This is a genomic window from Streptococcus parasanguinis (assembly GCF_032163505.1).
GTDB lineage: Bacteria > Bacillota > Bacilli > Lactobacillales > Streptococcaceae > Streptococcus > Streptococcus parasanguinis_V.
On the sequence record NZ_CP134147.1, the window covers coordinates 455,310 to 476,198 of the forward strand.

17 protein-coding genes, 2 tRNA genes and 3 rRNA genes are annotated in these 20,889 nt (G+C 42.5%); 19 read left to right on the plus strand and 3 right to left on the minus strand.

Features of this window, described 5'->3' with window-relative positions; translation table 11 throughout:
- Nucleotides 1-148: 148 nt before the first annotated feature.
- The 6 genes from RIN70_RS02385 to RIN70_RS02410 all read left to right on the plus strand — a co-directional run bounded on the left by RIN70_RS02385 (nucleotide 149) and on the right by RIN70_RS02410 (nucleotide 6,549).
- Nucleotides 149-1,696, plus strand: a 16S ribosomal RNA gene (locus RIN70_RS02385).
- A gap of 53 nt (nucleotides 1,697-1,749) precedes the next feature.
- Nucleotides 1,750-1,822: transfer RNA gene (locus tag RIN70_RS02390), tRNA-Ala, on the plus strand.
- 123 nt (nucleotides 1,823-1,945) lie between these two features.
- Nucleotides 1,946-4,846: ribosomal RNA gene (locus tag RIN70_RS02395) — 23S ribosomal RNA — on the plus strand.
- Between the two features lie 79 nt (nucleotides 4,847-4,925).
- Nucleotides 4,926-5,041, plus strand: a 5S ribosomal RNA gene (gene rrf / locus RIN70_RS02400).
- The 16S, 23S and 5S rRNA genes sit together here with 2 tRNA genes alongside, the layout of an rRNA operon.
- A gap of 5 nt (nucleotides 5,042-5,046) precedes the next feature.
- Nucleotides 5,047-5,120, plus strand: a tRNA-Asn gene (locus RIN70_RS02405).
- Between the two features lie 80 nt (nucleotides 5,121-5,200).
- Nucleotides 5,201-6,549, plus strand: a protein-coding gene (locus RIN70_RS02410) for an IS3 family transposase (RefSeq protein ID WP_313790657.1) whose coding sequence is annotated in 2 segments (ribosomal slippage) — nucleotides 5,201-5,642 and nucleotides 5,642-6,549 — 1,350 coding nt in all. Because the reading frame shifts where the segments join, the coding sequence is not laid out codon by codon here.
- A 105-nt stretch (nucleotides 6,550-6,654) separates the two neighbouring features.
- Here the strand turns inward: RIN70_RS02410 and RIN70_RS02415 are convergent.
- On the minus strand, nucleotides 6,655-8,010 hold the full coding sequence (locus tag RIN70_RS02415) for an aspartate kinase (RefSeq protein WP_049485576.1): 1,356 nt from the start codon (nucleotides 8,008-8,010) through the stop codon (nucleotides 6,655-6,657).
- A 240-nt stretch (nucleotides 8,011-8,250) separates the two neighbouring features.
- On the opposite strand from RIN70_RS02415, the gene fabM reads away from it, so the two are divergent.
- The 13 genes from fabM (at nucleotide 8,251) to RIN70_RS02480 (ending at nucleotide 18,919) form a co-directional block, all read left to right on the plus strand.
- On the plus strand, nucleotides 8,251-9,042 hold the full coding sequence (fabM, locus tag RIN70_RS02420; RefSeq protein WP_037608326.1) for a trans-2-decenoyl-ACP isomerase: 792 nt from the start codon (nucleotides 8,251-8,253) through the stop codon (nucleotides 9,040-9,042).
- Between the two features lie 96 nt (nucleotides 9,043-9,138).
- Nucleotides 9,139-9,573, plus strand: coding sequence for a fatty acid biosynthesis transcriptional regulator FabT (fabT, locus tag RIN70_RS02425; RefSeq protein ID WP_003003993.1), 435 nt, complete (start codon nucleotides 9,139-9,141; stop codon nucleotides 9,571-9,573).
- Nucleotides 9,573-10,547 carry a beta-ketoacyl-ACP synthase III gene (locus RIN70_RS02430; protein WP_070594433.1) on the plus strand — a complete coding sequence of 325 codons (975 nt, stop codon included), beginning with the start codon at nucleotides 9,573-9,575 and terminating at the stop codon, nucleotides 10,545-10,547. The genes fabT and RIN70_RS02430 overlap by 1 nt, the downstream gene beginning before the upstream one ends.
- A 58-nt stretch (nucleotides 10,548-10,605) precedes the next feature.
- The gene (locus tag RIN70_RS02435) at nucleotides 10,606-10,830 is read left to right on the plus strand and encodes an acyl carrier protein (protein ID WP_003003892.1); all 225 of its coding nucleotides are present in this window, start codon (nucleotides 10,606-10,608) and stop codon (nucleotides 10,828-10,830) included.
- Between the two features lie 114 nt (nucleotides 10,831-10,944).
- Entirely contained in the window at nucleotides 10,945-11,910 is a 966-nt protein-coding gene (fabK, locus tag RIN70_RS02440; RefSeq protein WP_037608323.1) for an enoyl-[acyl-carrier-protein] reductase FabK, read from the plus strand.
- 22 nt (nucleotides 11,911-11,932) lie between these two features.
- Entirely contained in the window at nucleotides 11,933-12,853 is a 921-nt protein-coding gene (fabD, locus tag RIN70_RS02445) for an ACP S-malonyltransferase (protein WP_070594434.1), read from the plus strand.
- Between the two features lie 12 nt (nucleotides 12,854-12,865).
- The gene (gene fabG / locus RIN70_RS02450; protein WP_003010456.1) at nucleotides 12,866-13,600 is read left to right on the plus strand and encodes a 3-oxoacyl-[acyl-carrier-protein] reductase; all 735 of its coding nucleotides are present in this window, start codon (nucleotides 12,866-12,868) and stop codon (nucleotides 13,598-13,600) included.
- A gap of 61 nt (nucleotides 13,601-13,661) precedes the next feature.
- A complete protein-coding gene (fabF, locus tag RIN70_RS02455) occupies nucleotides 13,662-14,894 on the plus strand; it encodes a beta-ketoacyl-ACP synthase II (RefSeq protein ID WP_003010454.1) in 1,233 nt (410 codons plus the stop codon).
- A gap of 3 nt (nucleotides 14,895-14,897) precedes the next feature.
- Nucleotides 14,898-15,386 carry an acetyl-CoA carboxylase biotin carboxyl carrier protein gene (gene accB / locus RIN70_RS02460; protein ID WP_070594435.1) on the plus strand — a complete coding sequence of 163 codons (489 nt, stop codon included), beginning with the start codon at nucleotides 14,898-14,900 and terminating at the stop codon, nucleotides 15,384-15,386.
- Entirely contained in the window at nucleotides 15,383-15,808 is a 426-nt protein-coding gene (gene fabZ, locus RIN70_RS02465) for a 3-hydroxyacyl-ACP dehydratase FabZ (RefSeq protein ID WP_003004019.1), read from the plus strand. The genes accB and fabZ overlap by 4 nt, the downstream gene beginning before the upstream one ends.
- A gap of 13 nt (nucleotides 15,809-15,821) precedes the next feature.
- Nucleotides 15,822-17,186 (plus strand): acetyl-CoA carboxylase biotin carboxylase subunit, encoded by a 1,365-nt coding sequence (locus tag RIN70_RS02470; RefSeq protein WP_003003860.1) that lies wholly within the window; start codon nucleotides 15,822-15,824, stop codon nucleotides 17,184-17,186.
- A gap of 103 nt (nucleotides 17,187-17,289) precedes the next feature.
- Nucleotides 17,290-18,156, plus strand: coding sequence for an acetyl-CoA carboxylase, carboxyltransferase subunit beta (gene accD, locus RIN70_RS02475; RefSeq protein WP_003003810.1), 867 nt, complete (start codon nucleotides 17,290-17,292; stop codon nucleotides 18,154-18,156).
- Entirely contained in the window at nucleotides 18,149-18,919 is a 771-nt protein-coding gene (locus tag RIN70_RS02480; RefSeq protein ID WP_021154504.1) for an acetyl-CoA carboxylase carboxyl transferase subunit alpha, read from the plus strand. The genes accD and RIN70_RS02480 overlap by 8 nt, the downstream gene beginning before the upstream one ends.
- A 42-nt stretch (nucleotides 18,920-18,961) precedes the next feature.
- Here the strand turns inward: RIN70_RS02480 and serS are convergent, their stop codons facing one another.
- Both serS and RIN70_RS02490 read right to left on the minus strand, forming a co-directional pair.
- Nucleotides 18,962-20,239, minus strand: a complete 1,278-nt coding sequence (gene serS, locus RIN70_RS02485) for a serine--tRNA ligase (RefSeq protein ID WP_195623607.1) — start codon at nucleotides 20,237-20,239, stop codon at nucleotides 18,962-18,964.
- Nucleotides 20,240-20,456: 217 nt separating this feature from the next.
- The gene (locus RIN70_RS02490; RefSeq protein WP_023920226.1) at nucleotides 20,457-20,825 is read right to left on the minus strand and encodes a DUF956 family protein; all 369 of its coding nucleotides are present in this window, start codon (nucleotides 20,823-20,825) and stop codon (nucleotides 20,457-20,459) included.
- Nucleotides 20,826-20,889 lie beyond the last annotated feature (64 nt).

The window sequence follows — 20,889 nt, forward strand, 5'->3', positions numbered from 1 at the left end:
ATAGTTGTCGCGCGAGAGCGACAAAGACCTTTGAAAACTGAACAAGACGAACCAATGTGCAGGGCGCTATAACTAAGGTTGTAGTAACTGAACAATAAAAAAACAATAAATCTGTCAGTGACAGAATGAGTTTAAGACAAACAATTATTTTAATGAGAGTTTGATCCTGGCTCAGGATGAACGCTGGCGGCGTGCCTAATACATGCAAGTAGAACGCTGAAGCTTGGTGCTTGCACCGAGCGGATGAGTTGCGAACGGGTGAGTAACGCGTAGGTAACCTGCCTCTTAGCGGGGGATAACTATTGGAAACGATAGCTAATACCGCATAAAAGTCGATATCGCATGATATTGATTTGAAAGGTGCAAATGCATCACTAAGAGATGGACCTGCGTTGTATTAGCTAGTTGGTGAGGTAACGGCTCACCAAGGCGACGATACATAGCCGACCTGAGAGGGTGATCGGCCACACTGGGACTGAGACACGGCCCAGACTCCTACGGGAGGCAGCAGTAGGGAATCTTCGGCAATGGGGGCAACCCTGACCGAGCAACGCCGCGTGAGTGAAGAAGGTTTTCGGATCGTAAAGCTCTGTTGTAAGAGAAGAACGAGTGTGAGAGTGGAAAGTTCACACTGTGACGGTAACTTACCAGAAAGGGACGGCTAACTACGTGCCAGCAGCCGCGGTAATACGTAGGTCCCGAGCGTTATCCGGATTTATTGGGCGTAAAGCGAGCGCAGGCGGTTAGATAAGTCTGAAGTTAAAGGCTGTGGCTTAACCATAGTACGCTTTGGAAACTGTTTAACTTGAGTGCAGAAGGGGAGAGTGGAATTCCATGTGTAGCGGTGAAATGCGTAGATATATGGAGGAACACCGGTGGCGAAAGCGGCTCTCTGGTCTGTAACTGACGCTGAGGCTCGAAAGCGTGGGGAGCAAACAGGATTAGATACCCTGGTAGTCCACGCCGTAAACGATGAGTGCTAGGTGTTGGGTCCTTTCCGGGACTCAGTGCCGCAGCTAACGCATTAAGCACTCCGCCTGGGGAGTACGACCGCAAGGTTGAAACTCAAAGGAATTGACGGGGGCCCGCACAAGCGGTGGAGCATGTGGTTTAATTCGAAGCAACGCGAAGAACCTTACCAGGTCTTGACATCCCTCTGACCGCTCTAGAGATAGAGTTTTCCTTCGGGACAGAGGTGACAGGTGGTGCATGGTTGTCGTCAGCTCGTGTCGTGAGATGTTGGGTTAAGTCCCGCAACGAGCGCAACCCCTATTGTTAGTTGCCATCATTGAGTTGGGCACTCTAGCGAGACTGCCGGTAATAAACCGGAGGAAGGTGGGGATGACGTCAAATCATCATGCCCCTTATGACCTGGGCTACACACGTGCTACAATGGCTGGTACAACGAGTCGCGAGTCGGTGACGGCAAGCTAATCTCTTAAAGCCAGTCTCAGTTCGGATTGTAGGCTGCAACTCGCCTACATGAAGTCGGAATCGCTAGTAATCGCGGATCAGCACGCCGCGGTGAATACGTTCCCGGGCCTTGTACACACCGCCCGTCACACCACGAGAGTTTGTAACACCCGAAGTCGGTGAGGTAACCGTAAGGAGCCAGCCGCCTAAGGTGGGATAGATGATTGGGGTGAAGTCGTAACAAGGTAGCCGTATCGGAAGGTGCGGCTGGATCACCTCCTTTCTAAGGAAATGGAAACCTGTACGTTGGTCTTGTTTAGTTTTGAGAGGTCTTGTGGGGCCTTAGCTCAGCTGGGAGAGCGCCTGCTTTGCACGCAGGAGGTCAGCGGTTCGATCCCGCTAGGCTCCATTAACACTGTAAGGGTGTTAAGATTGAACATTGAAAATTGAATATCTATATCAAATAGTAACAAGAAAATAAACCGAAACGCTGTAAATATTTAAAGAGTTTAGGTCGCAAGACCAAAAATAAGGTTAAGTTAATAAGGGCGCACGGTGGATGCCTTGGCACTAGAAGCCGAAGAAGGACGTGACAAACGACGAAATGCTTTGGGGAGCTGTAAGTAAGCGACGATCCAGAGATGTCCGAATGGGGGAACCCACTAGCTGATGGCTAGTACTCCTATCTGTTAAGGATAGGTAGAGGAAGACGCAGTGAACTGAAACATCTAAGTAGCTGCAGGAAGAGAAAGCAAAAGCGATTGCCTGAGTAGCGGCGAGCGAAACGGCAGGAGGGCAAACCGAAGAGTTTACTCTTCGGGGTTGTAGGACTGCAATATGGACTTAAAGATTATAGAAGAATGACATGGGAAGGTCAGCCAAAGAGAGTAAGAGCCTCGTATTCGAAATAGTCTTTATACCTAGCAGTATCCTGAGTACGGCGGGACACGAGAAATCCCGTCGGAATCTGGGAGGACCATCTCCCAACCCTAAATACTCTCTAGTGACCGATAGTGAACCAGTACCGTGAGGGAAAGGTGAAAAGCACCCCGGGAGGGGAGTGAAATAGAACCTGAAACCGTGTGCCTACAACAAGTTCGAGCCCGTTAATGGGTGAGAGCGTGCCTTTTGTAGAATGAACCGGCGAGTTACGATATGATGCGAGGTTAAGTTGAAGAGACGGAGCCGTAGGGAAACCGAGTCTGAATAGGGCGTCTTAGTATTATGTCGTAGACCCGAAACCATGTGACCTACCCATGAGCAGGTTGAAGGTGAGGTAAAACTCACTGGAGGACCGAACCAGGGCACGTTGAAAAGTGCTTGGATGACTTGTGGGTAGCGGAGAAATTCCAAACGAACTTGGAGATAGCTGGTTCTCTCCGAAATAGCTTTAGGGCTAGCGTCGACATTAAGATTCTTGGAGGTAGAGCACTGTTTGGGTGAGGGGTCCATCCCGGATTACCAATCTCAGATAAACTCCGAATGCCAATGAATTATGGTCGGCAGTCAGACTGCGAGTGCTAAGATCCGTAGTCGAAAGGGAAACAGCCCAGACCACCAGCTAAGGTCCCAAAATAATTGTTAAGTGGAAAAGGATGTGGGGTTGCACAGACAACTAGGATGTTAGCTTAGAAGCAGCTATTCATTCAAAGAGTGCGTAATAGCTCACTAGTCGAGTGACCCTGCGCCGAAAATGTACCGGGGCTAAAACAATTTACCGAAGCTGTGGATACCTTTATAGGTATGGTAGGAGAGCGTTCTATGTGTGGTGAAGGTGTACCGTGAGGAGCGCTGGAACGCATAGAAGTGAGAATGCCGGTATGAGTAGCGAAAGACAGGTGAGAATCCTGTCCACCGTAAGACTAAGGTTTCCAGGGGAAGGCTCGTCCGCCCTGGGTTAGTCGGGACCTAAGGAGAGACCGAAAGGTGTATCCGATGGACAACAGGTTGATATTCCTGTACTAGAGTATGTAGTGAAGGAGGGACGCAGTAGGCTAACTAAAGCGTGCGACTGGAAGTGCACGTCTAAGCAGTGAGGTGTGAATTGAGTTAAATGCTTAATTCTATAACATTGAGCTGTGATGGGGAGCGAAGTTTAGTAGCGAAGTTAGTGACGTCACACTGCCAAGAAAAGCTTCTAGCGTTTAAACATACTCTACCCGTACCGCAAACCGACACAGGTAGTCGAGGCGAGTAGCCTCAGGTGAGCGAGAGAACTCTCGTTAAGGAACTCGGCAAAATGACCCCGTAACTTCGGGAGAAGGGGTGCTGGCTTTCAGTCAGCCGCAGTGAATAGGCCCAAGCAACTGTTTATCAAAAACACAGCTCTCTGCTAAATCGTAAGATGATGTATAGGGGGTGACGCCTGCCCGGTGCTGGAAGGTTAAGAGGAGTGCTTAGCGTAAGCGAAGGTATGAATTGAAGCCCCAGTAAACGGCGGCCGTAACTATAACGGTCCTAAGGTAGCGAAATTCCTTGTCGGGTAAGTTCCGACCCGCACGAAAGGCGTAATGATTTGGGCACTGTCTCAACGAGAGACTCGGTGAAATTTTAGTACCTGTGAAGATGCAGGTTACCCGCGACAGGACGGAAAGACCCCATGGAGCTTTACTGCAGTTTGATATTGAGTGTCTGTGCCACATGTACAGGATAGGTAGGAGCCATTGAGATCGGGACGCCAGTTTCGATGGAGGCGTTGTTGGGATACTACCCTTGTGTTATGGCCACTCTAACCCGGTAGGTTAATCATCTACGGAGACAGTGTCTGACGGGCAGTTTGACTGGGGCGGTCGCCTCCTAAAAGGTAACGGAGGCGCCCAAAGGTTCCCTCAGAATGGTTGGAAATCATTCGCAGAGTGTAAAGGTATAAGGGAGCTTGACTGCGAGAGCTACAACTCGAGCAGGGACGAAAGTCGGGCTTAGTGATCCGGTGGTTCCGTATGGAAGGGCCATCGCTCAACGGATAAAAGCTACCCTGGGGATAACAGGCTTATCTCCCCCAAGAGTTCACATCGACGGGGAGGTTTGGCACCTCGATGTCGGCTCGTCGCATCCTGGGGCTGTAGTCGGTCCCAAGGGTTGGGCTGTTCGCCCATTAAAGCGGCACGCGAGCTGGGTTCAGAACGTCGTGAGACAGTTCGGTCCCTATCCGTCGCGGGCGTAGGAAATTTGAGAGGATCTGCTCCTAGTACGAGAGGACCAGAGTGGACTTACCGCTGGTGTACCAGTTGTCTCGCCAGAGGCATCGCTGGGTAGCTATGTAGGGAAGGGATAAACGCTGAAAGCATCTAAGTGTGAAACCCACCTCAAGATGAGATTTCCCATGATTTTATATCAGTAAGAGCCCTGAGAGAAGATCAGGTAGATAGGTTAGGAGTGGAAGTTGTGTGAGCAATGGAGCGGACTAATACTAATAGCTCGAGGACTTATCCAAAGAGTCAGAAGATATTGACAACGTGAGTTTAACTTGTTAGAATATAGATGTTCAATTTTGAATGTTTAATCATTCAGAGTTAAGTGACGATAGCCTAGGAGATACACCTGTACCCATGCCGAACACAGCAGTTAAGCCCTAGAACGCCGGAAGTAGTTGGGGGTTGCCCCCTGTGAGATAAGGTAGTCGCTTAGCTTGATTCCGCCATAGCTCAGTTGGTAGTAGCGCATGACTGTTAATCATGATGTCGTAGGTTCGAGTCCTACTGGCGGAGTATAAAAAAAAAGAGATCAAGTAATTGAACTGCACCCTAAAAGTTAGACAGAAAAATCTAATTTTTGGGGTGCTTTTATTATGAAATTAACTTTTGAAGATAAAGTTCAAATATATGAATCAAGAAAGCAAGGAGAGAGTTTTAGGCGACTTTCAAATCAATTTGGGATAAAGATTTCTAATCTTCAGTACATGATTAAATTGATTGATCGTTATGGAATAGAAATCGTAAAAAAAGGAAAGAATTGTTACTATTCTCCTGAACTAAAACGAGAAATCATTGATAAAGTCTTACTTGAAGGTCGTTCACAAAGAAGTGTAAGCCTTGATTATGCTCTCCCAAACCAAGGAATGCTTCCAAATTGGCTGGCACAATACAAGAAAAATGGGTATACTATTGTTGAGAAAACAAGAGGAAGGATACCTAAAATGGGACGTAAGCCAAAGAAGAAACCTGAAGAGATGACTGAGTTAGAGCGTCTTCAAGCAGAAAATGAATACCTGAGAGCGGAGAATGCTGTTCTAAAAAAGTTGAGAGAACTCCGATTGAAGGAGGAAAAAGAGAAAGAAGAAAGACAGAAATTGTTCAAGAATTAATCACTGAGTTTTCGTTAGATATTCTTCTAAAGGCCGTTAAACTCGCTCGTTCGACCTACTATTATCATTTGAAACAGCTAGACAAACCAGATAAGGATCAAGGGCTTAAAGCTGAAATCCAATCTATTTTTACTGAACACAAGGGAAATTATGGTTATCGTCGGATACATTTAGAATTAAGAAATCGTGGCTTTTTGGTCAATCATAAGAGGGTTCAGCGGTTGATGAATGTCCTCAATTTACAAGCTAGAATCCGGCAGAAGCGAAAGTATTCTTCTCACAAAGGAGATATTGGTAAGAAAGCCGACAACCTTATTCAACGCCAGTTTGAAGCTTCAAAACCAATGGAAAAGTGCTACACAGATGTGACAGAATTTGCCATTCCAGCAAGCACTCAAAAACTCTACTTATCACCAGTATTAGATGGTTTTAACAGTGAAATCGTCGCTTATAATCTTTCGACGTCGCCAAATTTAGAACAAGTGAAAGCTATGTTAGACCAGGCCTTTACTGAGAATCATTACACAAATACAATTCTCCATAGTGATCAAGGATGGCAGTATCAACACCAGTATTATCATCGTTTTTTAGAGGATAAAGGAATTCAACCGTCCATGTCACGTAAGGGTAACAGCCCAGACAACGGCATGATGGAATCCTTCTTTGGCATTCTTAAGTTCGAAATGTTTTATGGGTATGAGAAGACGTTTCAGTCACTTGAGCAATTAGAACAAGCTATTGTAGACTACATTGATTATTACAACAATAAACGAATTAAGGTCAAACTAAAAGGACTCAGTCCTGTGCAATACAGAACTAAATCCTTTGTGTAAATTCATTGTCTAACTTTTTGGGGTCAGTACAAATTGATCTCTTTTTTTTACTTTTCATTTTAATGTTAATTAAAGCTCCGTTTAGTTAACGGAGCTTTTCTCTATTTAGTTATTTGGGAAAAATGCTTGATATAAGGCTTTAATTGCTTTTTCTTCTTGATCTTTACTTACAACGAACATAATGGAAACTTCACTAGAACCTTGAGAGATCATTTGAATATTTACTTCATTTTCTGATAGTGCTTTGGCTGCAGTGGCGGTAACCCCTACCTGACTCTTCATTTTCTCACCAACAATCATGATGATGGAAAGATCATGTTCAATTTCGGCTGTGTCAACTTCGAGCTTTTGTGTTAATTGTTTCAGAATTTCTTGTTCTTTGATCGGAGTCAGTTCACGTGAACGCAAAATGATAGACAAGTCATCAATTCCTGTTGGCATATGTTCCCAACTGATATTGAGATCTTCTAAAATTTGAAGGACTTTTCGACCGAAACCGACTTCTCGGTTCATTAGGTATTTTGTAGTGTTAATACTAACGAATCCTGAATCACCTGCAATCCCTACAACAGTCACATGATCATTTGAATGTTCCAAAACGATGCGGGTTCCAGGGTGGTCTGGATTATTAGTATTTTTAATGACTAATGGAATTTTACCTCTGTAAGCTGGAACGAGAGCTTCATCATGCAAGACTGAAAAACCAGCATAGGCTAATTCACGCATTTCTTTGTAGGTTAATTCAGGAATAGAATGTGGGTGTTTAATGATACCTGGATGTGCTGCAAAAATACCATTTACGTCTGTAAAGTTTTCGTATAAGTCTGCTTTTACACCTGCTGCAATAATCGATCCTGTAATATCAGATCCTCCACGAGAAAATGTACAAATGTCGCCATCTTGAGTAACACCAAAGAATCCTGGAATGACAATCACTTCACTTGAATCTTTTAGTTCTTCAATTTTATCGTAACTAGATGGTAAAATACGAGCGTTGGAAGGTTCAGCTGTGACCGTAATTCCTGCTTCTTTTGGATGGATATATCTTGCTTCTAATCCATTTTGATTGAAATAGGCAGCAATGAGTTTAGCATTGTTATTTTCGCCTGCTGCTAGGAATGCATCGTATGTGAATGGATTCCCTTTTTTAGGTAAATTTGTTAAATCATAGATATCTTCAGCAATTTCCTGAATAATAGACTCTTTGAGACCCAATTCTTCTGTAATGGCACGATAACGTTCAATAATCCACTGTTGTGTTTGTGTGACATCCTTATCTGAAGTAAATTCTTTATAATACCGGATCAGAGCGTCTGTTACTTTTGTATCTTCAGCGTTGCGTTTGCCTGGAGCTGATACAACTACAAATCTTCTTTCTGGATCATCTTTAATGATATCAAGTACTTTTTTTAATTGAGAAGCTGATGCTAGAGAACTTCCACCGAATTTAGTTACTTTCATATTTTCTCCTTAATAGTTTCATTAATACATTATACCAAAGTTCAGTTATTGATACAATGTATTTACAGATAGGGCATAAAATAATTGATTCTGTAGAGGAGAGAAATTGTAATTATTCAAATTTTACAATTTTGTTACATCTTATAGATATATTTTACTATTTTACTTTTTTGTGGTATGATATGTTATAATTCAAAAGTTTTAATATCAAAATATTTTATATTTAAACAAAAGGAGTCAGTGATGTTTGAAACAATTTTGTATTCTGTCGAAAACGACCTCGCGACAATCTCTTTAAATCGTCCTGAAGTATCCAATGGTTTTAACATTCCAATGTGTCAGGAAATTTTAGCTGCCCTGGAAGATGCAGAAAAAAATGAGGAAGTAAAATTCATTATTCTATCAGCAGAAGGGAAAATCTTTTCAGTTGGTGGAGATTTGAGCGAAATGAAACGCGCAGTCGATGCGGATGACATCGAGTCTCTTGTTTTAATTGCCGAATTAGTTAATACGATTTCAAAGAAAATCAAGCAATTGCCAAAACCGGTTATTATGGTGGCAGATGGAGCGGTTGCTGGAGCAGCTGCTAACATTGCAGTAGCTGTTGATTTTTGTATTATTAGTGATCGTACTAAATTTATCCAAGCCTTTGTTGGGGTTGGTTTAGCACCGGATGCGGGTGGGTTATTCTTGTTAGGAAAAGCCATTGGCATGTCTCGGGCTACTCATTTAGTAATGACGGGTGAAGCCTTGACTGCTGAAAAGGCATTTGATTATGGCCTAGCTTATCGTGTTTGTGAATCTGAAAGACTCGATAAAACAGTTGAGCAATTGCTTAAAAAATTAAGAAGAGGATCTTCAAATTCTTATGCTGCCATGAAAGAAATGGTTTGGGAAGCATTCTTGAAAGAATGGGACCAATATGCGGGTCTTGAATTGGATTTGCAAAAGAAACTAGCATTTACAGAAGATTTCAAGGAAGGGGTTATTGCCTACTCTGAGAAACGTCGGCCACAATTTAAAGGAAAATAAATTTGTAATTTTTCTATGTTTTGTGAAAAAATGCTTGCAAATTATTTTCATTTTTGATAAAATTTGACTATCAAAGTAAAATTAGGAGGTGGAGTTTTGAATTACCAATTAGTTAACGACTATTTAACATCCATCTTTAATAATGTTTTGGTTATTGAGGAGTCGAGCCTAAGAGCAAGTCGATTCAAAGATGTTTCTATTAAAGAAATGCATACGATCGATGTGATTGGTTCGACACCGAATGCAACCCCGAGTGATATTTCACGGGAGTTGATGGTGACTTTGGGGACTGTCACGACAAGTTTGAATAATCTTGAGCGCAAAGGGTATATCGAAAGAAGAAGATCGGAAGTTGATCGCCGGGTTGTACACTTGAGTTTAACGAAGAACGGTCGTCTACTTTATCGTCTTCATCAGCAATTCCATAAACGGATGGTCAACCAGATTATTGGAGATATGAGTCCCGAAGAGAAGAAAGTGATGCAAAAAGGATTGCAAAATCTGTATCGTTTCTTGGAGGAAATTAAATAATGGTCTTTGCTAAAATTAGTCAAGTTGCTCATTATGCACCTGACCAAGTCGTATCAAATGATGATTTGGCTGAGATCATGGATACAAGTGATGAATGGATCAGTAGTCGGACAGGTATCCTTCGGCGTCACATTTCAAAAGATGAGACGACAAGTGATCTAGCAACAATTGTTGCACAAAGATTATTAGCAAAAGCAAACTTAGATGCTGAGGAAATTGATTTCATCGTTGTTGCTACGATTACTCCAGACAGCTTAATGCCATCAACTGCAGCCCGGGTACAAGCTAATATTGGAGCTTCTCGAGCTTTTGCCTTTGATCTGACTGCAGCATGTAGCGGATTTGTATTTGCATTAGCCACTGCTGAAAAATACATTTCTTCAGGTATGTACCGGCGAGGAATTGTGATCGGTAGTGAGACGCTTTCAAAAGTATTAGACTGGTCAGACCGTTCCACTTCAGTCCTTTTTGGAGATGGGGCTGGTGGTGTCTTGCTTGAAGCGAGCGATCAAAAATCGTTTTTGGCTGAAAATCTTTTTACGGATGGTAGCCGAGGGGCTAGCCTTGAGTCATGCTATCTGGGTCTGTCTTCTCCTTATTCAGATGAAGTTTCTGATCGAAAATATCTGACAATGGACGGAAGGGCAGTTTTTGATTTTGCCATTCGTGATGTCACGAAAAGTATTCAAAAAATGATAGCAGACGCCTCTATGGAAGCAGAAGAGATTGACTATTTTCTCTTACACCAGGCGAATGACCGAATGTTAGATAAGATGTCAAAAAAACTGGGTGTCTCTAGAGAGAAAATCCCAGCAAATATGATGGAATATGGGAACACTAGTGCTGCTAGTATCCCCATTCTATTATCGGAGTGTGTCGAGAATCATCGAATCAAGATGGATGGAAGTCAAAAAATTCTTCTGACAGGATTCGGTGGAGGTTTGACATGGGGCACACTTCTTGTTACAATCTAGTTAAACATGTGGAAACACATTTTAAAAATTTATATATTATTTTTTAAGGAGGCCTATCATGGCAGTATTTGAAAAAGTACAAGAAATTATCGTTGAAGAACTTGGTAAAGAACCATCAGAAGTAACTCTTGAATCTACATTCGAAGATTTAGAAGCAGATTCATTGGATTTGTTCCAAGTTATCTCTGAAATTGAAGATGCTTTTGACATCCAAATCGAAACTGAAGAAGGATTGTCTACAGTTGGTGACCTTGTCGCTTACGTAGAAGAAAAAACAAAATAATGATAGATGAGAGTATCGAAAGATATTCTCTCTTGTTTAGGTAATAGTTTGAGGCTCAAAGAAACAATCTTTTAAACTCAAACTATTACTTAAGCGAAAAAAGAGGTAGGTATAATGCAAACACGAATTACTGAACTATTGAATATTAAATATCCAATCTTCCAAGGTGGTATGGCCTGGGTTGCTGATGGAGACTTGGCTGGAGCCGTTTCAAATGCTGGTGGACTCGGAATTATTGGTGGTGGTAATGCCCCTAAAGAAGTGGTAAAAGCTAATATTGATAGAGTAAAACAAATCACTGACAAACCATTCGGTGTTAATATCATGCTTTTGTCACCATTTGCAGATGACATCGTCGACCTCGTTATCGAAGAGGGTGTTAAGGTTGTTACAACAGGTGCCGGAAACCCAGGTAAATATATGGAGCGTTTCCACGAAGCTGGAATTACAGTAATCCCAGTTATTCCATCGGTAGCACTTGCTAAACGTATGGAAAAACTTGGAGCTGATGCTGTTGTCGCAGAAGGTATGGAAGCTGGTGGTCACATTGGTAAATTGACAACCATGGCACTTGTTCGCCAGGTTGCGGATGCGGTATCTATCCCAGTTATTGGTGCTGGTGGTGTTGCAGATGGACGTGGTATGGCTGCTGTTCTTATGCTTGGAGCAGAAGCTGTTCAGGTTGGTACTCGTTTCGCTGTTGCTAAGGAATCTAATGCACACCAAAACTTCAAAGATAAGATTTTGAAGGCTAAAGATATTGATACTGTTATTTCAGCCTCAGTTGTTGGACACCCAGTTCGTGCGATTAAGAATAAATTGGCTACAGAATATAACCAAGCTGAAAAAGATTTCTTGGCTGGTAAGAAGACTCAAGAGGAAATTGAAGAGCTTGGTGCAGGTGCCCTTCGTAACGCTGTTGTTGATGGAGATGTGGAATATGGTTCAGTTATGGCTGGACAAATTGCAGGTCTTGTTCGTAAAGAAGAAACATGTGCAGAAATCTTGGAAGACCTTTACACAGGTGCTGCCAAGGTGATTAAAGAAGAAGCTGCTCGTTGGGCAGATGTAAACGTCTAAAAACGTCGAAAGGATTAGGATAGTGACAAAACGTGCGTTCTTATTTGCTGGTCAAGGGGCTCAGAAATTGGGCATGGCGAGCGATTTGTATGCGGCTTATCCCGTTGTTAAAGAGACATTTGATACGGCTAGTCGTATTCTAGGTTATGATTTGCGTGAATTGATTGATTCTAACGAAGAAAAACTGAATCAGACACGCTATACTCAACCAGCTATTTTGACAACGTCAGTAGCCATTTATCGCCTTTTGGCAGAAAATGGTATCACTCCTGATATTGTTGCCGGTCTCTCTTTGGGGGAATATTCTGCCTTAGTTGCGGCTGGAGCTCTTCCGTTTGAAGATGCAGTAGCTTTGGTTGCGAAACGTGGTGAATTCATGGAAACAGCAGCTCCTGCTGGAAGTGGGAAAATGGTTGCTGTTATGAATACAGATCCAAGTTTGATCGAAGAGATTTGTCAACAAGCATCCGAAAAGGGTGTAGTAACACCAGCTAACTACAATACGCCAGCACAAATTGTGATTGGTGGTGAGGTTGCGGCTGTGGACTATGCTGTGGAACTATTGCAGGAAGCAGGTGCCAAACGCTTGATCCCTTTGAATGTGTCAGGTCCATTCCACACAGCCTTACTGGAATCTGCTAGTCAAAAATTGGCGGCTGAACTAAAAAAAGTATCATTTAATGATTTTAATCTTCCTTTAGTTGGGAATACAGAAGCTACTATCATGAAGTTGGAAGATGTGAAAGCACTTTTGGCCCGTCAAGTAAAAGAACCGGTTCGTTTCTATGATTCAATTGCTACGATTCAAGACTTTGGTGTAGATGAGGTCATCGAGATCGGACCTGGAAAAGTCTTGTCAGGATTCTTGAAGAAAATTGATAAAACTCTTCCAACTCATAACGTCGAAGATCAGGCTAGTCTAGATGCACTTCTGAATGCTTAAAACGAGGTAAAGATGGAACTTAAAAATAAAAATGTTTTTGTAACAGGTTCAACACGCGGAATTGGATTGGCTGTGGCTCATAAATTTGCGAGTCTCGGTGCCAATGTTGTCCTAAATGGACGTTCTGAAATTTCTGAGGACTTGCTTGCACAGTTTGCTGACTATGGTGTGACTGTTGTTGGTATTTCTGGGGATATTTCTAATGGCGAAGATGCGCAACGTATGGTAGCTGAAGCAATTGAAAAGCTTGGAAGTGTTGATGTTTTGGTCAATAACGCTGGCATCACAAACGACAAGTTGATGTTGAAAATGACTGAAGAAGATTTTGAACGGGTCTTGAAAATCAACTTGACAGGTGCCTTTAATATGACTCAAGCTGTCTTAAAACCGATGTCTAAAGCTCGTCAAGGGGCCATTATCAACATGTCCTCTGTTGTTGGTCTAATGGGGAATATCGGTCAAGCGAACTATGCGGCTTCAAAAGCTGGTTTGATTGGTTTCACTAAATCAGTAGCGCGTGAAGTTGCGGCTCGTGGCGTTCGTGTGAATGCCATTGCACCTGGTTTCATTGAATCAGATATGACTGATGCTATTCCAGAGAAAATGAAAGATGCCATGCTAGCTCAAGTGCCAATGAAACGAATTGGTCAAGCTGAAGAAGTGGCAGAAGTTGCGGCTTTCTTAGCAGGTCAAGAATATTTAACTGGTCAAACAATTGCCATTGATGGCGGAATGACTATGCAATAATGAATGCTCACTGATCGAAAATCACTTACTTAAATATCCATCCGACAAAAGGAGAATATATATGTCTACAAATCGTGTTGTTGTTACAGGTTACGGTGTAACCTCACCAATCGGAAATACACCAGAGGAGTTCTGGAATAGCCTTCATGAAGGAAAAATTGGAATCAAGCCCATTACGAAATTTGATGCTTCTGAAATTCCAGTCTTTAATGCTGGTGAAATTCAAGATTTCCCATTCGATAAATATTTTGTAAAAAAAGATCAAAATCGTATGGATACTTACTCATTGTATGCAATCTATGCTGCGATGGAAGCTATTGAAAATTCAGGCTTGAACATGGAAGAAGAAGACCGCGATCGTGTAGGTGTGATTGTATCATCTGGTATCGGTGGTTTGCAAGAATTGGAAGATCAAATTATCCGGATGCATGAACGTGGGATGAAGAGAATCCAACCAATGTTTATTCCAAAAGCTCTTTCAAACATGGGTGCTGGAAATATCGCACTTAAGATTGGGGCTCAAGGGGTATGTAAATCCGTGACAACAGCTTGTGCTTCTGCCAATGATGCAATTGGTGAAGCTTTCCGTGAAATTAAATTTGGTATGCATGATGTTGTTTTGGCAGGTGGTGCTGAAGCTTCGATTACTAAGATTGGTATCGGTGGTTTCAATGCCCTTACGGCCCTTTCAACAACGGAAGACCCAGAACGTTCATCTATTCCATTTGATAAAGACCGTAATGGTTTTGTGATGGGTGAAGGTGCAGGGGTTCTTGTCATCGAAAGTTTGGAACATGCCCAAAAACGTGGTGCTAATATTTTGGCTGAAATTGTTGGTTACGGTTCGAACTGTGATGCCTACCATATGACAACACCAACACCAGATGGTTCAGGTGCTGCTAAAGCAATTAAATTGGCTATTAATGAAGCTGGTATCAAACCTGAAGATGTTGATTATGTTAATGCTCACGGGACATCAACACCTGCCAATGAAAAAGGTGAAAGTGGTGCCATTGTTTCTGTACTTGGTAAAGAAGTTCCTGTATCATCTACTAAATCATTTACAGGGCACTTGCTTGGTGCTGCTGGTGCGGTTGAAGCGATTGCTACTATCGAAGCGATTCGTCACAGCTTTGTACCAAAAACTGCTGGTACCAAAGAATTGTCTGACTATATCGAAGCAAACGTTGTTTATGGTGAAGGTCAAGAAGCGGATATTCAGTACGCTATCTCAAATACCTTTGGTTTTGGAGGACACAATGCTGTTCTGGCCTTTAAACGTTGGGAGGGTTAATTCATGAATATTTCTGAAATCAAAGATTTGTTGGCTCAATTTGATGCGTCAACTTTGCGTGAATTCTCATATAAAAATAATGGCGAAGAATTGAATTTGAGTAAAAACCAAACGAGTTCAGTTGCGGCTACACCGGTTGCTCCTGCACTTGAAGTGGTAGCAACTCCTCAAACTCCTGTAGTAGCCCCTGTTGTTGAAGCCCCAGCAACTCCAGCTGTAGCGGCTGAACCAGTTGCTGCTCCAGCTCAGGCTGCAGAAGGTGATGTGGTTGAAAGTCCATTGGTTGGGGTGGCTTACTTGTCGCCAGCACCGGATAAATCAGCCTTTGTATCTGTAGGAGACAAAGTTACTAAGGGTCAAACACTCTTGATTATCGAAGCCATGAAAGTGATGAATGAAGTCCCAGCACCAAAAGATGGGGTAGTCACTGAAATTTTGGTAACGAATGAAGAAATGGTTGAATTTGGAAAAGGATTGGTTCGAATCAAATGACAATTGATATTAATGCTATTCGTGAGGCTTTGCCGCATCGTTACCCAATGCTTTTGGTGGATCGCGTATTGGAAACAAGCGAAGATACGATTGTTGCCATTAAGAACGTGACAATTAATGAACCATTTTTTAATGGACATTTTCCACAATATCCTGTTATGCCAGGTGTTCTCATCATGGAAGCTTTGGCACAAACAGCAGGTGTACTAGAGTTGTCAAAACCTGAAAATAAAGGAAAATTAGTCTTTTATGCAGGGATGGACAAGGTGAAGTTTAAAAAACAAGTCGTTCCAGGAGATCAACTGGTGATGACAGCTACTTTTGTCAAACGTCGTGGAACAATTGCTGTTGTTGAAGCGAAAGCAGAAGTAGACGGTAAGCTTGCAGCTTCAGGAACGCTTACGTTTGCAATTGGAAATTAAGAAAGGCCTATCTATGTTTCGTAAGATCTTAATCGCCAATCGTGGTGAGATTGCAGTTCGTATTATTCGTGCGGCTCGTGAACTTGGCATCGAGACGGTTGCAGTGTATTCTACTGCTGATAAAGAAGCCTTGCATACCTTACTAGCGGATGAAGCAGTCTGTATTGGACCTGCTAAATCAACAGAGTCTTATTTGAATATGAGTGCTGTCTTGTCTGCAGCTGTTCTAACAGGAGCAGAAGCTATCCATCCTGGTTTTGGATTTTTAAGTGAAAACTCAAAATTTGCGACCATGTGTGAGGAAGTGGGCATTAAATTTATTGGTCCTTCTGCTAAAGTCATGGATTTGATGGGGGATAAGATTAATGCTCGTAAACAGATGATCAAAGCAGGAGTACCTGTTATTCCTGGATCAGATGGTGAAGTGTATACTGCTGAAGAAGCCCTCGAGATTGCAGAGCGTATTGGTTACCCTGTGATGTTGAAAGCATCTGCAGGAGGCGGTGGCAAGGGAATTCGGAAGGTTGAAAAACCAGAAGATTTGGTTGCTGCTTTTGAATCTGCTTCCTCAGAAGCTCAAGCTGCTTTTGGAAATGGTGCCATGTATATGGAACGGGTGATTTATCCGGCACGCCACATTGAAGTACAGATTTTAGCGGATCAGCATGGACATGTTATTCACTTAGGTGAACGCGATTGTTCTCTTCAACGAAATAACCAAAAAGTTCTAGAAGAATCCCCTTCGATTGCTATCGGAAAAACGCTTCGTAATCAAATTGGTTCTGCTGCTGTTCGGGCTGCTGAATCAGTTGGGTATGAGAATGCTGGAACGATTGAATTCTTGTATGATGAAGGCAAGGGTGAGTTCTACTTTATGGAAATGAATACCCGTGTGCAAGTGGAGCATCCTGTCACAGAATTTGTAACAGGAGTTGATATCGTTAAGGAACAGATTAAAATCGCAGCTGGCCAAGAATTATCCGTTACTCAAGAGGATATTGTCATTAAAGGCCATGCGATTGAATGCCGGATCAATGCGGAAAATCCTTCCTTCAACTTTGCACCAAGCCCAGGTAAGATCACTAATCTCTATCTTCCAAGTGGTGGGGTTGGCTTGCGTGTGGATTCTGCTGTGTATCCTGGTTATACGATTCCACCATACTATGATAGTATGATTGCCAAGATCATTGTCCATGGGGAAAATCGCTTTGATGCACTGATGAAAATGCAGCGTGCTCTTTATGAGTTGGAAATCGATGGTGTCACCACCAATAGTAGTTTCCAGTTGGATTTGATCTCAGATTCGCATGTGATCGCTGGTGATTACGACACTGCATTTTTGATGGAACAATTCCTTCCAAATTATAATAAGGAATGATGAAAAAGCCTGGAGTTGTGAGGGAAGTATGAACATCATCTTCACAGTTTCAGGCTTTTATAGTAATGCTGCAGATACTGTAGCATATTATAAGGAGTAAGTAATGGCATTATTTTCTAAAAAAGATAAATATATTCGGATCAATCCGAATAGGTCAGCCTGGAAGGAGCCTCAGCCAAAACCTGAAGTTCCTGATGAACTATTTTCACAATGCCCAGGTTGTAAACATACCATTTACCAAAAGGATTTAGGTAGTGAGCGTGTCTGCCCGAATTGTGGCTATACCTTCCGTATTTCTGCTAAAGAACGCTTGGCGCTGACAGTGGATCCAGCTAGCTTTGAAGAAATGTTTACAGGAATCGAAACGACAGATCCTTTGAATTTCCCAAATTATAAGAAGAAACTAGCAGCAGTGCGGGAAATGACAGGACTGGATGAAGCTGTCCTGACTGGAACTGCCTTGATTAAAGGTCAAAAAGTTGCGCTTGGGATCATGGATTCCAACTTTATCATGGCTTCAATGGGTTCTGTAGTAGGCGAAAAAATTACTCGTTTATTTGAATTTGCGACAAAAGAAAAATTGCCAGTTGTTCTTTTTACCGCTTCCGGTGGTGCTCGGATGCAAGAAGGAATCGTGAGTTTGATGCAAATGGCAAAAATTTCTGCGGCTGTTCAACGCCATTCCAAAGAAAAATTATTCTATTTGACGGTATTGACAGATCCGACAACTGGTGGGGTGACAGCCTCATTTGCTATGGAAGGTGATATTATCATGGCAGAGAGTCAAGCCTTGGTCGGGTTTGCTGGTCGACGCGTGATCGAATCAACTGTGCGTGAAAAATTGCCTGATGATTTCCAAAAAGCAGAATTTCTACAAGAACATGGATTTGTAGACTTGATCGTGGAGAGAAGTCAAATCCGAGCGACAGTTGGACAATTATTAGCCCTTCATGGAGGTAAACATGAGTAAAATAACACAGATTATTAAAGAAGCACGTGACCAAGGAAGATTGACTGCGCTTGATTTTGCTCAAGGAATTTTTGATGATTTTATCGAATTACATGGAGATCGAAACTTCCGTGATGATGGTGCGGTGATTGGTGGGATTGGACGCTTAGGCGATCAAACGGTTACAGTCGTTGGAATCCAAAAAGGAAAAAATCTTCAAGATAATCTAAAACGTAATTTTGGGCAACCCCATCCAGAAGGCTATCGAAAAGCTTTGCGCCTCATGAAGCAAGCGGAGAAATTTGGTCGTCCAGTTGTGACCTTTATCAATACAGCGGGTGCTTATCCTGGTGTTGGTGCTGAAGAACGAGGACAAGGTGAAGCCATTGCCCGTAACCTCATGGAAATGAGTGATCTAAAAGTTCCAATTATCGCGATTATCATCGGAGAAGGTGGCTCTGGTGGTGCCTTGGCTCTTGCTGTGGCAGATAAGGTCTGGATGCTTGAGAACTCCATCTATGCAGTCTTGAGTCCAGAAGGTTTTGCCTCTATTCTTTGGAAAGATGGAAGTCGTGCTATGGAAGCAGCAGAGTTGATGAAGATTACTTCTCACGAATTGTTAAATATGGAAATTGTCGATAAGGTGATTCCCGAGCATGGATTTTCAAATGGAGAACTACTGGCTCAAGTGAAGAAGGAATTACAGGAAGAGTTAAAGGTTTTACAAGCTTTACCTCTCGAAGAGCTTCTGGAGCAACGCTACCAACGTTTTCGTAAATATTAAAAAACTGAGCTTGCAATTTGCAAGACTCAGTTTTTTTAAACTTTATTTTGGTGCGATGACTTCTGCGCCACCCATGTATGGGCGAAGGACTTCTGGAATGGTCACAGAACCGTCTTCGTTTTGGTAGTTTTCAAGAATAGCAGCGACGGTACGTCCGACAGCCAATCCAGAACCGTTCAAAGTGTGAAGGAGTTTTACCTTGCCATCTGCTTCGTCACGGTAGCGGATTTGCGCACGGCGAGCTTGGAAATCTTCTGTATTGGAACAGCTTGAGATTTCACGGTAGGTGTTTTGCGCTGGAATCCATACTTCCAAGTCATAAGTCTTGGCCGCTGAGAAGCCCATGTCTCCAGTGGAGAGAGCTACCACACGGTATGGAAGGTTCAGTTTTTGAAGGATATTTTCAGCATTGACAACCATTTTTTCCAATTCATCATATGATTCTTCTGGTTTAGCAAATTTTACCATTTCAACCTTATGGAATTGGTGCAAACGGATCAAGCCACGAGTATCACGACCAGCTGAACCAGCTTCTGAACGGAAAGATGGACTCATAGCGGTGAAGTAGATTGGAAGATCTTTCCCATCAAGAATTTCATCGCGGTAGTAGTTTGTCAAGGGAACTTCAGCTGTTGGAATGAGGACATAATTGGTATCGCTAAGTTCAAAAGTATCTTCCTTGAATTTTGGATACTGACCAGTACCAAACATAGAATCATGATTGACCATGTAAGGAGGGATGACTTCAGTGTAGCCTTCCTTACCATGTTCATCCAACATGAAGTTGTAGATAGCACGTTCTAAGCGAGCTCCAAGTCCTTTGTAGAAGAGGAAACGAGCACCAGTGACTTTAGCCCCGCGTTCCCAGTCAAGGATACCAAGGTCTTCACCTAAATCCCAGTGAGCTTTTGGTTCGAAGCCAAATTCGCGAGGTGTTCCCCAACGGCGAACCTCAACGTTGTCATCCTCATCCGCTCCAACAGGGACACTGTCAGCAGGGATGTTTGGAAGGGTAGTAGTGAATTCAGTTAATTTTGCATCGATTTCAGCTAATTCTGTATCCAATGCTTTGACCTCTGCAGAGAGGGTTTGCATGGCAGCAATCTTATCATCTGCATTTTCCTTGTTGCGTTTAGCTTGTGCGATTTCAGCAGATACAGTGTTACGCTCTGCTTTGAGATTTTCTACTTTGACTAAGATATCTCGACGTTTGGCATCGATTTCTTTCATTTCATTCAAAATAGCTGCATCTACGCCACGTGTTGCCAATTTTTTAGCAACCGTATCAAAGTCTGTACGAATTCGTTTAATATCTAACATAGCTTCTCCTTTAACAAAAAACACACCTGTTAGAGTGTTGGAGTGGCAGAGCCACGGTTCCATCCAACTTCACAGGTGTGCACTTGATTCGATATTGTATTTTAAAGAAACGGTAGAATTTCAATTAAGATTCCTATCTGCTCGCAGCAACCGCAGACTTTCTGAAAGAGACTCTTAACTTACTTATCCGTTTGCGTCTATTATACAAGAAAAGATCCTATTTTGCAAATAGATTTTTAATTTTAGCCGTGATGATTTGGATCAACGTAGGAAGTTTGACAATTTTATCATTCCCTAGATGTTCCCGAGCAATCTTTAAAATTTTTCCAGAGTCTTTTGAAGCAAAGAGAAATTTTGATTCTCTGGTATAGATTTCAAAATGGCGGCTAATTTTACGTCCGGATACATTGGCTCCGATTCGCTCGATTTCTTGCCAGGGAATTTGGATGTAGTCTTCTACATTTGCATCCGCATAAAATTCAAAAGCGGCATTCCCGACTAGGATTTTTCCAACCTTTCCCCCCACTCCAAGGTAAGAAACCCCTGTAGTATGGAATTCAACGGTTTTATTCAATGATTGAGCCATGAGATCCTCCTGTATTGCTGTTCACTCCATTATATCATAATAAAAAGAAGGCCGAAACCTTCTT